This is a genomic window from Candidatus Aminicenantes bacterium, from assembly GCA_011049425.1.
Lineage (GTDB): Bacteria > Acidobacteriota > Aminicenantia > UBA2199 > UBA2199 > UBA876.
The window spans coordinates 1-14790 of record DSBM01000106.1 but is presented as its reverse complement, the minus strand read 5'-3'; the positions used below and the strand labels follow the sequence as shown (position 1 = coordinate 14790).

The 14790-nt window shown below is 53.9% G+C and carries 13 protein-coding genes; 5 read left to right on the top strand and 8 right to left on the bottom strand.

Annotated elements, in window-relative coordinates; genetic code table 11:
* Positions 1–242: 242 nt before the first annotated feature.
* The 5 genes from ENN40_06705 (at position 243) to ENN40_06685 (ending at position 6464) form a co-directional block, all read left to right on the top strand.
* Positions 243–3044: an isoleucine--tRNA ligase gene (locus ENN40_06705; protein HDP95033.1), complete on the top strand. Its 2802-nt coding sequence runs from the start codon at positions 243–245 to the stop codon at positions 3042–3044.
* Positions 3019–3516, top strand: coding sequence for a signal peptidase II (lspA, locus tag ENN40_06700; protein HDP95032.1), 498 nt, complete (start codon positions 3019–3021; stop codon positions 3514–3516). Before ENN40_06705 ends, lspA begins: the two co-directional genes overlap by 26 nt.
* Positions 3517–3534: 18 nt before the next feature.
* On the top strand, positions 3535–4455 hold the full coding sequence (locus tag ENN40_06695) for an RluA family pseudouridine synthase (protein HDP95031.1): 921 nt from the start codon (positions 3535–3537) through the stop codon (positions 4453–4455).
* 76 nt (positions 4456–4531) lie between these two features.
* Positions 4532–5506, top strand: coding sequence for a hypothetical protein (locus ENN40_06690; GenBank protein ID HDP95030.1), 975 nt, complete (start codon positions 4532–4534; stop codon positions 5504–5506).
* Positions 5490–6464, top strand: a complete 975-nt coding sequence (locus ENN40_06685) for a hypothetical protein (GenBank protein ID HDP95029.1) — start codon at positions 5490–5492, stop codon at positions 6462–6464. Before ENN40_06690 ends, ENN40_06685 begins: the two co-directional genes overlap by 17 nt.
* Before the next feature lie 84 nt (positions 6465–6548).
* Here ENN40_06685 and ENN40_06680 read toward each other — a convergent pair whose 3' ends face one another.
* The 8 genes from ENN40_06680 to ENN40_06645 all read right to left on the bottom strand — a co-directional run.
* Positions 6549–7061, bottom strand: a complete 513-nt coding sequence (locus tag ENN40_06680) for a hypothetical protein (protein ID HDP95028.1) — start codon at positions 7059–7061, stop codon at positions 6549–6551.
* Positions 7058–8665 (bottom strand): hypothetical protein, encoded by a 1608-nt coding sequence (locus ENN40_06675; GenBank protein ID HDP95027.1) that lies wholly within the window; start codon positions 8663–8665, stop codon positions 7058–7060. Before ENN40_06675 ends, ENN40_06680 begins: the two co-directional genes overlap by 4 nt.
* 1169 nt (positions 8666–9834) lie before the next feature.
* Positions 9835–10908: a GTPase gene (locus tag ENN40_06670; protein ID HDP95026.1), complete on the bottom strand. Its 1074-nt coding sequence runs from the start codon at positions 10906–10908 to the stop codon at positions 9835–9837.
* Between the two features lie 2 nt (positions 10909–10910).
* Entirely contained in the window at positions 10911–11390 is a 480-nt protein-coding gene (ssb, locus tag ENN40_06665; GenBank protein ID HDP95025.1) for a single-stranded DNA-binding protein, read from the bottom strand.
* Positions 11391–11401: 11 nt separating this feature from the next.
* Positions 11402–12157, bottom strand: coding sequence for a tol-pal system protein YbgF (gene ybgF / locus ENN40_06660; GenBank protein HDP95024.1), 756 nt, complete (start codon positions 12155–12157; stop codon positions 11402–11404).
* Positions 12158–12178: 21 nt separating this feature from the next.
* Positions 12179–12715 (bottom strand): peptidoglycan-associated lipoprotein Pal, encoded by a 537-nt coding sequence (gene pal, locus ENN40_06655; protein ID HDP95023.1) that lies wholly within the window; start codon positions 12713–12715, stop codon positions 12179–12181.
* Positions 12716–12761: 46 nt separating this feature from the next.
* Positions 12762–14084 (bottom strand): Tol-Pal system beta propeller repeat protein TolB, encoded by a 1323-nt coding sequence (gene tolB / locus ENN40_06650; protein HDP95022.1) that lies wholly within the window; start codon positions 14082–14084, stop codon positions 12762–12764.
* The coding region (locus ENN40_06645) for a TonB family protein (protein ID HDP95021.1) at positions 14069–14790 on the bottom strand (722 nt) is incomplete at its 5' end. The genes tolB and ENN40_06645, both read right to left, overlap by 16 nt.

Here is a 14790-nt window from a genome sequence, read left to right as displayed (position 1 = left end):
GCACCTGAGATGTTTTTGAGACAGCCTCCGGGGGGCCGCCCATGTCACCTGTCACCTTCTTTCCCATCGCCCATAGTCTATGGCCTGTTTTCTCTTGTCATTATCCAAAAATCCGTATTTACATGTTTACAAGCACCGTCCCCAGTTTTTCCACCTGCCACCTGTTCGCTCTACTTGACTATCAGCTCGAAATGGGGCAAAATATGACTTGATTCCCCCTCTTTTCTAAACAAATCCCGAAAATGGAGAAAAATCGGATGGCAGATGACAACACGCCAAATTGGAAAGACACGCTGACACTTCCGCGTACGGCCTTCCCCATGAAGGCGCAACTAAACCGGAGGGAACCCGAAATCATCCAGAAATGGCAGGAAATGGACATCTACCACCGAATTCTCGAGGCCCGTCGCGAGGGCCCGCTGTTTATTCTTCATGACGGTCCTCCTTATGCCAACGGTCACATCCATCTGGGTCATGCCCTGAACAAGATCCTGAAAGATTTTATTGTGCGCATTCGCTCCATGCAGGGACACCGCGCTCCCTTTGTGCCTGGTTGGGATTGTCATGGATTGCCGATCGAACACCAGGTGGACCAGACCCTGGGGAAAAAAAAGGCCGATATGTCGGTGACGGAATTCCGCGACATCTGCCGCGAATATGCCTTGCGTTTCCTGAATGTACAGCGAGAGGGATTCATGCGCCTGGGGGTATTGGGAGACTGGGAAAACCCCTTTATGACGTTGCAGCATGAATATGAAGCGGGGATCATCGAGTACTTCAACTCCTTCGTGAAAAGCGGCAACGTCTACCGCAGCAAGAAGCCGGTTTACTGGTGTACCCATTGTCGCACCGCCCTGGCGGAAGCGGAGGTTGAATACCACAATCACGAATCCCATTCCATCACGGTGCGCTTTCCCATGCCCGATCCCCCGGATTTTCTGAAACCCCACGTTGGTGATGGACTCTCTGTTCTGATCTGGACCACCACGCCCTGGACCATTCCCGCCAACCTGGCCATCGCCCTCCAGCCTGAGGCGGAATACGCGGTTTTTGAAATGGACGGCCAACGACTGATCGCCGCGCGACGCCTGATCCCGGTGATCGCTGAAACCGCGCAGAAAGAGTTTCGCGAAATTTTTGTATTCCCCGGCGCCCGCCTCGAGGGCTTTCATGCCCGGCATCCCCTCTACAACCGGGAATCGTTGTTGATCACGGCGGACTACGTTATGCTGGACCAGGGCACGGGTTGTGTACACACCGCCCCCGGTCACGGCGAAGAAGATTATCAGTCCGGCCTGCGCTACAAACTGGACATCTACTCTCCGGTTCAAGACGATGGCCGTTTCGACTCAACTACCGGCGCCTACGCCGGAATGCACATCAACGAGGGCAATGCCGCCGTGCTGAAAGACCTGGAAAAAGGCGGCTTCCTGTTGCACAAGGAAATCTACCCCCACTCATACCCCCATTGCTGGCGCTGCCGCAATCCCGTCATCTACCGCGCCACCGCCCAATGGTTTATTTCAATGGATACCGCGGATCTGCGCAGCCGGGCCATGGAGGCGACTCGCAGTGTGCAATGGCTTCCCGTATGGGGCCGTGACCGCATGCTCTCCATGCTGGAGAACCGCCCGGACTGGTGCATTTCACGCCAACGCGACTGGGGCGTTCCCATTCCCGTCTTTTATTGCGAAAAATGCGGCGAACCCCTACTGAACATTGAAGCCGTCGATCAGGTTCGCGAGGCATTCGCCGCCAATGGGTCGGAATCCTGGTACAAGCAACCGGCTTCAGATTTCATTCCTGCTGGAACCACCTGCTCCGCCTGCAACGCGACCGGGTTCCGCAAGGGCATGGATATTCTGGACGTGTGGTTCGAATCCGGTTCTTCCATTTCGGTGCTCGAGTCGCGCAAAGACCACAAATATCCCGCTCATGTCTATCTGGAAGGGGGAGATCAGTTTCGCGGCTGGTACCACTCCGCGCTCCTGGTCGGCCTCAGCGCCCGCAATGTTTCTCCTTACCGCACCGTGGTAACCCATGGGTGGGCACTGGACCAGGAAGGCAAGGCCATGTCAAAGTCGCTGGGCAACGTGATTCCGCCGCAACAGATCGTGGAATCCCGGGGAGCGGAAATCCTGCGGCTCTGGGTAGCCATGGCCAATTATCGCGAAGACATCCGCCTGGGGGACGAAATCATCTCCCGGGTCACCGAGAGTTACCGCAAGATCCGCAATACCTGGCGCTTCATGCTTGGAGTACTCCATGATTTCGAACCGCGTCGCCATAGCCTGGACTCTTGCCGCCTGCGTGAAACCGACCTGTTTATCTTGTCCCGCTTTGAAGAGGTCAAGGAAAACGCCCTGGCCGCCTACGATCAATACGATACCCACGTGGTATTTCACACCCTGGCCAACTTTTTTACCGTGGATCTCAGCTCTTTCTACCTGAACTTCAACAAGGACAACCTCTACTGCAACCCGATCGATTCCGCGCAGCGCCGTGCGACCCAGGCGGCGATCCATCATATGTTGCGCGACTCTCTGCTGTTAATGGCTCCCATCCTGGTATTCACCGCGGAAGAAGCCTGGCGGCACCTGCCGGATGCTGAAGAAAACGACTCCATCCACCTGCACACCTTTCCCGGCTTGCGCAAAGACCTGCGCGAACGGGTGGATGGCCGCCGCTGGCAGGCCATTATGGAGGTGCGCGAGATCGCCCTGAAAGAGCTGGAGGAGGCCCGGCAACGCGGAGAAATCGGTGATTCGCTCGAAGCCGCCGTGAGCATCACCCTAAGCCCGGACCAGGCCCAGATGCTGGATTCCGCGCAGGACCTGCTCAACGAGATCCTGGTTACCGCCGCGGTCTATTTCATGAACGGAACCGAAACCGCCATACAGGTAACCCCGTTCAACGGAGGCAAATGCCCGCGTTGTTGGAAGAGATTCGCATCCAAAAGCAGGGTTGAATCCCAACCGGAACTCTGCCCGCGCTGCCGCAAGGTGATCGAGGTCATCCATGAACCGTTTCAACCTGACCGGTAAGGGGCTTTTTCTGGCTTTGTCCGGCCTGATCGTAATCCTGGACCAGGTCAGCAAGATCGTGGTAAAAAATGGATTGCACCTTTTCGAACGCATCGAAGTAATTCCTGGTTTTTTTTATATCCTCTACATCCGAAATTCCGGAGCTGTCTGGGGACTTTTTGCCAAAGGTGCCGGCACTTGGCTGCAGAAGGGCATTACGATACTCTCAATATTCGCGCTGGCCCTGGTCATGGTCTTTTTTCTGCGCATATCGCGGGAGTGCCGCCTGGAATTGGCCGGCCTTTCCCTGGTGGCGGGAGGAGCCGTGGGCAACCTGGTGGACCGCTTAATTGACGGGTCCGTCGTGGATTTTCTCCATTTCAGTTTCGGCTCCTGGTCATGGCCGACCTTTAACCTGGCTGACTCAGCCATTACCATCGGTGTCTGCCTGCTGATGCTTTCTATTTTGCGGGGTAAGGGCACCGCAGCATGAACTTCGGGATCCCGAAACATGAAAAAACGCATCACCCTTCCGCCCGAGCTTGACGGCAACCGCCTCGATCGCTGTCTGGCGGCGCTTTTTCCTCAACTGAGCCGGAGCCGCATTGAAAAGTGCATCGCGATCGGCAATGCGTACCTGAACAACCATGTTGAAAAACGCAAAAGCCGCACTGTCCATTCCGGAGACTTGCTGGAACTGGAAGTGTTGCCGGAAAAAACGGAAGTTCCCGATTCGAAAACCAACCTGCATTTGTTGTACCGGGACGAGGATATCCTGATCATCCACAAGCCCGTGGGAATCGCCGTACATCCCGGAGCGGGCGAACGCCAAGAAACCATCCTGGATATCTTTCTACGTGACTATCCCGAAGCCGCGGTTATGTGCGCTGACACTGAAAGGCCGGGTATTGTTCATCGCCTGGATCGAGACACATCGGGGGTCTTGATCCTGGCGCGCCACCGCCGCAGCATGCGCCGCCTGATGCGCCAATTCAGCCAACGCCGCATTCACAAGTCCTACCTGGGGCTGGTTTACGGGGTTCCACGTATTCCCATAGGTGTAATTGACCTTCCCCTGGTGCGCAGCCGGCGGGACAGGCGCCGCATTACCGTGGCGCGGCGGCCGAACGAGATCGGCGTGCGCGAAGCCGTCACCCGTTATGAGTTGCTTCTGCGTCTGGGCGACTGCGCGTTGTTGCGACTGGATCCCCTGACCGGACGCACCCACCAGCTCCGCGTCCACATGCGTCACGCCGAAACCCCCATCCTGGGAGACGACTGGTACGGAAAAGGCGGCCCGCCATTCCCCCGCCTGGCGCTGCATGCCCACAACATTCGTTTTAAGCATCCTGAATCCGAAACGATCCTGCACGCCTTCAGTCCCATGCCGGCGGAATTCACGGCTTTTATCCGCTCCCGCCTCCATCCCTGAAACCCTGGCGCGCGTCCCGTCGAATTGGCGGGCGGATTGAAACCACCGCCCGATTCGGCTATAATGCCGCTATACCATGAACGCCATACCCCGATCCGCTACCTTAATCTGGATTCTGTTGCTAGGCATGATTGCCGCTTGCGGCAAAAGTCCGCCTGCCCGGAATCAAGAAAAGGCGGCCGTTCCGAGTTCTGAGTCCACGAAATCGCCGACCGTACTGGAAATCGAGGAATGTAAGTTTTCCCGCGCGGACTTTGCGGACTATCTTTCCAGCCGCTACCCCGACCTGAAGCTGGATTCCAGTCGTTCCAGTTTGTTGTCCCGCTTATTTGACGGTTTCGTCGATTATCAAATCCTGCGTTATCGCGCTGAGCAGGCCGGAGTGACGGTAAGCGCCGATGAACTTCCTGGATTAAGCGAAAAACTACAACTTCCCTCGGATTCATTGCCCCGGCCCATTCTCATGGAAACCGCCCGCATTCAAAAATACCTGTACTTCAACTATTTCCGTCAACAGGAAGTCAGTGACAATGAAATTGCAGAGTACTACCGCACCCATCGAAATGATTTCCGCCAGGAGACGGAAGTCCACCTGTATCAGATCCTGCTTTCCGACAAGGACCAGGCCATTGAACTGCGCGGCATCCTGCAAAATTCCCCTGATCGTTTCGAGGAACTGGCCCGTACACGGTCGCTTTCCCCCGAAGCTGTCAACAACGGATACATGGGCATCTTTGAAAAGGGAGTTTTGCCGGAAGAGATGGAAAATGTGGTTTTTTCGCTGCGCCCCCATCAGATCAGTCCCGTGGTGGAATCAAAGTTCGGATTTCACATCTTTAAAGTCACCAGCCGCAGCAACCGGCGCACGCTGCCACTGCAACGCGTAAAGAGTCAAATCCACAGGGATTTGATGTCCCAGAAACTCCGCGCCGCTTATGAAGTCATGCTGGAAGAAGCCCGGGAATCTCTCCATATAAAAATCGTGAAAGAAAATATGGGCTTTACCTATTCCCCGGAAACAGGAGATCATTCAGATGAAACAGATAACTAAGATAATACTGCCCGTTGCGCTGCTGATGATTCAGCCGGCGCTTTTCGCCCAGACCACTGAAGTGATCGAAGAAGTGTACGCCGTGGTCAACGGTGAACCCATTACCTATTCCGAGCTGCGTAACGCCGAAGCGGAGTGGACCCGTAATCTAAACAACCAGTTCCAGGACGAACAACTGCAGGAAGCCATGGAACGCATGAAACAGGAGTTGATGGACACTTTTATCGAACGCAAGTTGCTCGTAGCCGAGGCCAAGCGCCGCGATTACGATGTGAACAGCGATGTGGATGTCATGATCAAAGAGATCATGAAACAAAACAACTTCAACACCGAAGATGAACTCAAGGAAGCGTTGCGCCGGGAAGGGCTGACTTATGAACTTTTCCGCCAACAGCAGAAACTATACCGCATGCAACAGCGACTGATTTACGAAGAAGTCACCAGCAAAATCAAGGTCGACAACGCTGAGATCATGGGTTACTACAAAGAAAACATCAGCAACTACACGCTCCCTGCCCGGTATGACCTGAATGCCGTTTACCTGAACCCGGCCAACCATTCCGGAGATGAATCGCTTCAAGCCAAAGCCGATGCGGTATTGAAGGCCCTCGATTCCGCGGACTTTGCCACTGTGGCCCGGGAGTACACCGAACTCGGTGCGGATAACGAAAAGAGCATCCACCTGGGAGAGTTCAAAGCCGGAGAAATGGACCCGGATCTGGAAAAGGCCGCGTCCACGCTCAAACCCAAAGAAATGTCGCAATGGGTGCGCGCGGAAAGCGGCTGGTATTTACTGCAATTGATTCGCTTTGAACCTTCCGGGTTAGTGGAATACGAAGAGGTCCGTGATCAGATCAAACGCATCCTTATGGCGGAACGCCATGAAGTCAAACAAAGGGAATACCTGGACCAGTTGAAAAAAGAAAGTTACATCCACATTTACAAACGTTGGCAATAAATCGGCTGCGGGCTTCGTCCCATTTAGCCTGCGTTTCCCGCAAGGATTGTCGCGAAATGGACGGATGGTTGTGAGAAATGCAGGCTAGATCCGGATTACCAGGCCCGCGGAATAGCGGATAAAATCTATGGCTTCAGTCCCTGGAACGCTATCATCCCTTTTGCCGTGTTGCTGAAAACGCACATCCAGCCGCAAAAACAGAATGGGGGCCAGTCCCACTTTTAAACCACCGCCAACAAAAGTGAAGTAGCGGTCCTTTGCCTGCGACAGGTCAAGGCGTTGCAGTTCAGAACCCACTCCCGCCACCGCATAAGGAGAAATCCGGCCGAGTGCGGGGTTGATTTTCAGGCCCAGGGTCAGGACCTTTCCCGTACGTTCGTCATTTGTGAACATGTAAGCCTCGGTCTCCAACTTCAGTACGGGAAACAGGAACCCTGAATCCAGAGTCAGCCCCAGCAGAGTGGTCCCGGTTTTATTCAGGGTACCCGCATAGGCGCCGAACTCCATGGCCGACATGCGCCTGTTTGGAGCCAGAAGCATCACCAGTAACAGTATGGCAACCGCCAAGCATTTTTGCTTGTTTTCGCAAGTTTTCATGGTAGATACATTCCCTGCAGAAGTGGGCGGCCATACAGATCCATATAAAATCCCCGCAGCCTGCGATTCGCAAACATGGAATAGCGCTGTTGACACAGCGGGATCAGGAAGCCCTCTTCAATGATACGGCCCACGATTTTTGCCACTTGATCCAATAGCATCTCATCGCTGTTGAAACGACTGACTTCCTCTAATTCGTTGATCAACTGTAAATACTGGGCGTTAAAGCGGCCGAAAGTCAATTCCGACACCACGCGCCGCACCTTTTCTTCCAGGGGCATGCGTTGCTGAAATACTTTCTCCAGGATAAGGTACTCCACGTGTGCCCCCTCCATGAAGTTACGCAATTGCCCATCCTCGATGAAACGCGTCTGGATGGAAACTCCCTTGGTTTTGAGAAAATCCAGCAATTGTTCCTCTTCGCGTTTCAAGGAGGATTGGAGATACACCTGGATCCGGGAAGAACGCAGCACGGAGCGTACGCGAGCCAGGGGAAGACGCCGCATATTGATGGTAACCGGTGATTCCGCATCCGTGGTCAAGGCGTTGAGCTCTGAATAGCCCTGGGAAAGGAAAAACTCGCGGAAAAGGGAGAACAAGGCCATGCGCGTATTTTCACCCACCCTGTCACCTGGGAAACTGAGGTAAACATTCTGAAAGATCCCGGCATTGTATTCACTGAATTGTTCCGCGTCAAAGCGACCGGGTGTCGACAAGAAAATATCGGGATTCGACTCATCGTTAAAGATCACACGCACGTGATCCAGGTAACTACGGCCCCCGGGATAAAAGGAATTGGCTTTCAATAAAATAAATCGGCCCTGTTCCCATTCCACGGGGATAAAGGGACCGGAAAACACATTGTCACGGTCCGCCTGAAGAATCAGTTCAGGAACGGCCAGTAAAAAAACGGCATCGGGAAGGTGATAAGCCAGTTCTATGACGATGGAATCCCCTGAAACCTGCAAACGGCGAATTCGTTTCCCCAGTTTTCGCGCCCCAAGCAGGTTCCGCGAAATGAACGATTCCAGGGATTTCAATACATGGTCCGGGGTTACCGGACTGCCGTCAGAAAAACTGAGATTGCGCCGCAGGTCAAGGGTAAGGGTATGTTTGCTGTTGTCATAATGGTAATTGGAAAAAAGATTCGATCGCAGGCGACCGCTACTTTCGTGATAGAAAAAGTTTTCGTAAATCAGGGAATAAAAAACCAGGTTGGAATAATTGGAAGGAGAAAAAGCAAAAGTGGCCGGTTCACCCAGGCGGATGCGGACTTCTCCTCCATAAGTGGGCTTTATGGCGCCGTACATGAGGGCAACCGATAGCGCAAAAAGGATCAGGGCCCACTTAATTCTGGACATCGCCGACCTCTTCCGGTTTTTCCGTATTGTCTTTCTGTGTTTGTTGCGGCAAGTCACTCCTGCTCCAGAATTGCAGTTCCGCCCGGACACTTTTTTGATCCGCGCCATCCAGGCAGATCCAGAACCCCGGCTTGTCTTCCCATCTTCCGGGACTGATAAAACGGATCTCGCAACCGGGAAAATCCCCTTCATACACTTCCCGGACACCGCCGTTTTTGGTCTTGAAAAAATGCACGCGGTCATTGCCGCGGGTATAGGCGGAAAGTGCCACCCACTCGGTTTCTAAAGCCGCCAGGGCGGCACCACGCAGGCGTTCATCCGCGGTGGAATCTTCGAAATCCGTGGTATACACGCGGTAACGATAATCCCGGTCAACCAGATGCAGACCGGTCAAGCGCCCATCCCGGGCGGTAAAATCAACGGCAAACGCGTCGGGCAGAGGCTTTTCGTACAATCGATCCCGGTCCGGCCGGCCCTCAACCAAAGGCATCAAGACCAAGCCGCCATGAAAATAATTGCGGCCGGAGGCGTAGCGCATGCCCGCCAGATATGGAGCGTCGTTGATCACCAGGCGGCGAATGGGCACAAAGTCAAGGGTTTCCCGTGATTCCCAGCTTCCCGCGCGCCGCAGAAATACCAGTGATTCTTTTGATATGTTGGTGCCGACTGTCAACCATAAACCGAACTGGTTATGGAACACCAGCAGATGGCCCTCTATCTGCCGGGCCGGGGTGATGGGGCGTCCCCACTCCAGGGGCAGTGTCAGCAAACGCACCATGCGGCGTTCCTGCCATTCAAACACTTCGACTTTATCTGGATATAGAAAATAGTGACGGACCTGGCCGTTGGGTTCGGTCCGGGAACAGACGTCCATCAGGCCGGGGTCAGCCTCAATACGCGCCGTCATCGAGAATCCGGTACCCGCAAAAACCTGTTCAGGCAGATTCAGGATCCGCAACTCCCCGGCTGGAATCTTCTCGGATACATAGCGAATAGCCACTATGCGATCCGATTGGCGGGAAAATACCGTAATCCCCACCCCCACCCTGGCTTGCGAGCGGATCATCTTCAGCGCAATCAAGAATGCGATATCGTCAAGTCGGCGAACCTGGAAGCGACCGCGACCGCCGGTAAAAGCCACCATGCGGTCATGAAATTCAAAACCTTTCTGAGGAATGGTTTCCAGCCCGGAAACCAGCAGCTGGTAAAACTTCTGCACCGCCACATCCGGCCATTCCGTGTGGTTTTCAAAGGAAATAATGGTGGTGCTGGGATTGTACCGGGAAGCCAGTACCTTTCCGATGGCGGCGGCGGTTTTGTCCGCCAGCACCTGGGTTCCCTGACCCGGGATCATTAGCGGGTAGCAAGCCGCCAGCAACAGGCATCCCAGACGAAACCTCATATTGTCCTGGTCAGTCTTCCGACTGAATGGTTACAGAGAGCTGGATATCCACTTGGGTCTTGTCATGCCCTTTGGGCACAACCAGGGTTACGGGAATCACGACTTTGCCGGCGGAATCATCCAGGCGAATGTGAATATCGCTGTTTTCTTTCTCTTCCCAGTAATCGGTACTGTCCTGCCCTCCCGGCTTGTGGGCATCCGCCAACGGCGGTGAGGTGGAGTCCGCCTGATGGTCAAAATCGGGAACTTCGATGGCTTCTGCTTCTCCTGGTGTCAACACGGACTCATCACCAAGATCAAAAATCGCTTCCTCTTCCTCTGCGGATTCCAATTCCTCAATCGGACTGTCCAACTCAAAGATGTCTTCAGCTTCAGTGTCCCCAGCTTCCATTTCCGACGCTTTCCCTGAAATTTTTTCAATGGGCTCAGGTGATTCGGGAGACGACGTGGTGATTTCATCCCGGGAAAACATCACGGTTTTGTCTTTTTGGAATACCGACAAACGGTTTTTCAACGAGATCACCACCAGGCGCATAATGGTATGCAGGGATTCAATGATCTTTTCGCCCGAAGTGGCCACGGTGGGGGAAAAAGGCTTGTTGTCGCCGTTCAGGTCACTGTTTAACTCATCCACAGGCAGAATTTCGTGCAGATCGCGCTTGTTGTACTGCAGGATAATGGGAATTTCACTGTACGAAATGTTGTTTAGCGCCAGGTTACGTTTCATGTTTTTGTAACTGGCGATGTTCTGCTCACGAACCGCCACCTGGGAATCGGCCACGAAAACGATTCCGTCCGCCCCCTGCAAAACCAGTTTTCGCGTGGTGTCGTAAGCCACCTGCCCGGGAACGGTGTACAACTGGATCTTTACCGTATACTCTCCCAATTTGCCGATTTCCAGCGGCAGAAAATCGAAAAACAGGGTGCGGTCGCCATCGGTATCCAGGGTGATCAGTTTGCCTTTTTTTTTCAGACTGCGGCTGGCGTAAATGTAGCGCAGGCAAGTGGTTTTGCCGCTCAGAGCAGGGCCATAATAAACGATCTTAACCGTGATTTCTTTGTTGTTGTAATTAACGAATGCCATGATTAGAAGGGATCACCCTGGCTGTCATCGTAGGGAAATTCATTGATATCTCGCACGGGTGGTTCCTGGGGCTTGGCTGGAGCGCCTTCCCTGCGTCCGCGACTTCCGCCCCCGCCATCACCCGTGCCGCCGCCGCGGTTAATCCGGTCCAATACTACCAGGTTGTCCGCGTAGATCTCAGTTGTGCGGCGTTCCTGGTTGTCCTTGTCCTGCCACTTGCGGGTCTTGATCTTTCCCTCGACCAATACCATGTCACCTTTACTGATGCTGCGTTCAACCTTCTGAGCCAGCCCGCTCCAGGCTACAATGTTGTGCCATTCGGTGGATTCCTGCCACTGGTTACTTTTGTCCATGTAGCCTTCACTGGTGGCCAGACTGAACTTGGCGACATCTTTCTCAATACTGGGAATATGGGTGATTTCGGGATCACGACCCACTCTCCCCACCAGGATTACCCGGTTCATACTCCTGACATGACTCATTCACATCACCTCTACTGACTGATATCCCGGATCTTCTGCTGGGCCAGGGAAGCTTCCTCGGACAGGGGGAATTGGGTGATCAACTGTCTGAGTACGGAAACGCCTTCGCTTTCCCGGCCCATTTCGATCAGCGCGTATCCCTTTTTCAGGGTAGCCGCGGCGGTTTTGTCTCCGTCCGCATAGCTTTCGATCAGGCGGGAGAAGGTGTCCACGGCCTGCTCGAACATCTTCTGGGCATAGTAACATTCGCCGATCCAGTACATGGCGTTGTCTGCCAGTACATTGCGGGGGAAAAGGTTGATAAACTGCTGGAACCCCTGAATGGCAAGATCGTAGTTCTTTTTCATGTAATCGGAATATGCCGTGTAATAGGTGTTTTCCGGAGACTGCACCTCCTCGGCCGCGGCATATTCCTCATCCGCAGTCGCCCCCCCGGATGCAACCGGGGGGGCGGACTTCAGGCGCTCAATGACTTCAGAAACCTTGTTTTTCATTTCGTTGATCTCTTCCTTGAGGAATTGCAGACTCAAGGCCACGTTTTCCTGGTTCTGGGTATCATCGGCTCCGGTCCGTGTCAGGGCGTTCACCTTGTCTTCCATGACACGGAGCGTCTGCCGCATTGAGGCGACATCCTGATTCAAGGCCTTGATTTGATTCGACAACCTCTGGATCTCTTCCAGAAGCAGCTTTGTGTCTTTGCGGATGGGCAACAGGGTCCCACTCAAAAGTACACAAAATCCCAGAAAGAGCGCAACGCGTTGTTTCATCTTGTAATCAGTCTTGATGAATTACTTTTTAACTACCTTGAACTCGCTGCGACGATTCATGAAATGGGAATCTTCGTCCACGCCTTTAACCAGGGGACGATTCTTGCCGTAAGAGATGATTCGCATCCGCTCCGCGGGAACGCCCAGCGACTTCAGGTACTTCATGGCGGCTTCCGCACGTTTCTCGCCCAGTGCCATGTTGTACTCCACGGTTCCCCGTTCATCGCAATGGCCTTCAATAACGATTTCGACACTGTCGTGATTCAACAGCCATTCACTGTTCTTCTGCAGGATGGATTTCATATCCTCACGAATAAAGTATTTGTCAAAATCGAAATGAATCATCTTTAGGTGAGCCTCGCGGTTGATCTGATCAAGGGTCTTCTGCATAAAGATCTCTTCTTCAGTTAATTGCGGCTTCTCAGGTTGAGGCGCGGTTTCTTCAACCTTTTCCACCACGGGCTGGGGTTCAGGCTCGGTTTGTACTTCCTTTTTGCACCCATTAAAGAAAGTGAGCATGGCTAGGCAAAGCACGCAGACAGTCAGTAATTTTTTCATGAAATCTCCTCCTATCAATTCAGTCTATCTTATAGTACAGGGCAGATCAATTGTCAAACCGCCGATGAGTGAATTTCTGCCACTTGGGCATTTTGTTTTCACCCGTGCTGGTCAGGCGTTTCACGTTGGCGCCATCGTAATCCATGAGGTACAACTGGTAACTTCCGCCGCGGTTGGAGGCGAACACGATATGACGTCCATCAGGAGACCACGAGGGGTTTTCGTTGCGCCCGGCGTTCTCAGTCAACTTGGTGATGCTGTTCGTGCGCACATGATACGTGAAAACATCAAAGCGGTTTTCAATGCGGGAAACAAACAGGATACGGGTGCCATCGGGTGACCATTCAGGCGAATCGTGGTAATTGCCCTCCGTGGTCAAGCGCCGCACATTGGTACCTTCCGCATCCATGATATAGATCTGCGGAGTACCGGTGCGAGCTGAAGTGAATACAATCTCCCTCCCGCTTGGGCTCCAATTGGGGGCGGTGTCAATCACGCGGTTAAAGGTCAAGCGCCGTTCCCGGCCCGTATCCATATCCCGCACATACAACTCCGCGTTGCCGCTCTTGGTCGAAGTATACACAATCTGGTTGCTTTCCGGGGCCCAGTCCGCGCAGTAGTTGGCCCGTTGCGTCGACAAAAATTCCGTCTTGCCGGTGTACAGGTGAAACATGAGCAGGTCCGGATTGTTATTGCGGTAAGAGGTAAAAAGGATCTTTTCATGATCCCGGCTCCACGAGGGCAGCACATCCATCCAGGAGTTGATGGTGATCCTGCGCTGTCTGCCTCCGTCATAGTCCATCATGTAAATCTCATCGTTTCCATCGCGGCTGGACACAAAAATGATTTTCGAAGTGAACAAGGGGGTTTCTCCAAACTGTTTCATCATTTCATCCGCGGCGCGGTGGGCGATAAGGCGCGCGAATTCACGTTTACCGCCGAAATTGCGCCCAAAAATAAATCGTCCCCCGTTGCGCACATCATATACGCGGAAAGCCATGACAATACGCGATGCCTCCGGCATTTCCACCTGGCAGGAGATCAGGATATTGGCCTGAATGGACTCCCAGTCCCGAAAGCGGATGTTCTGCGGGTCGAAGGTCTCGATGTAGCTATAGTGCTCACGGGGAACCATGCGAAACACCCGGGAAAACTCCAGATCGTTCCACAGTGTATCTTCAACATCAGCGCGGACGGCATCCTCTTTTACCGCGGATTGCACCGCAAAGGTCACCCGGGGGAAAGCCACGGGAATCATGGAAACCCCGTCACTGATACGGATACGGATCTCCTGCTGCGCGCCCAGGAACAGGGCCGGCAGCAGCGTCAACAAGAGAATGCTCTGAATCATTTTCATTTTTTCACCCATTCAAACTCAAAATGGACCAACAGGTGGGAATAGGGGAAGTCGTCGGGCAGCGGCGGAAAAGGAGCGGCGTTTTCCACCGCCCGCCGCGCCGACAGGTCCAGCGCGTTTACGCCGCTGCTTTTTTCAACCTTGAGCCCGCTCACCCGGCCTCCGCGGTCAATGCGAAAATACACGGTGGTTACATGGCTTCCCCGCAATCCGGGTGAAACCAGGGAACGATACCAGGAACCGGAAATACGATCCCTGAGCGTCTGAACGTAGTACGCGTAGGGGAAACCGCCGCTTCCATATCCACCGCCGGTACCGCCGCCTACCCCTCCGGAACCGTCTCCCCCGGAACCACCGGATATGCGTGTACTCAGTACTCCCCGGGAACCACCCTGGGAAGATTGCCGGTCTGAAGTCTTGGTGCTTTTTCCCGGCTTTTTGCGTGTGACCGAAAGCAGGGGCTTTTGCTTTGGTTCCCAACGGCTGCGACTTTTTTTATCTGGATAGCGCACGGAACTTTCCGGCTCTTTTTTTACCGCTAGATCACTCATGGAACCAGCGTTTTCAGGTTCCGGATCCGCGGGGGCGGTAACGGTGTCCGGTGAAGGCTGTGTGTCGGCCGTACTTTCCGCCGGCTCTCCGGCAGCGCCCCCGCCACCGCCGCTACCCGGCCCGCCTCCCGGCAGGCTGATCAGATCTACATAATACGTGGTTCCGT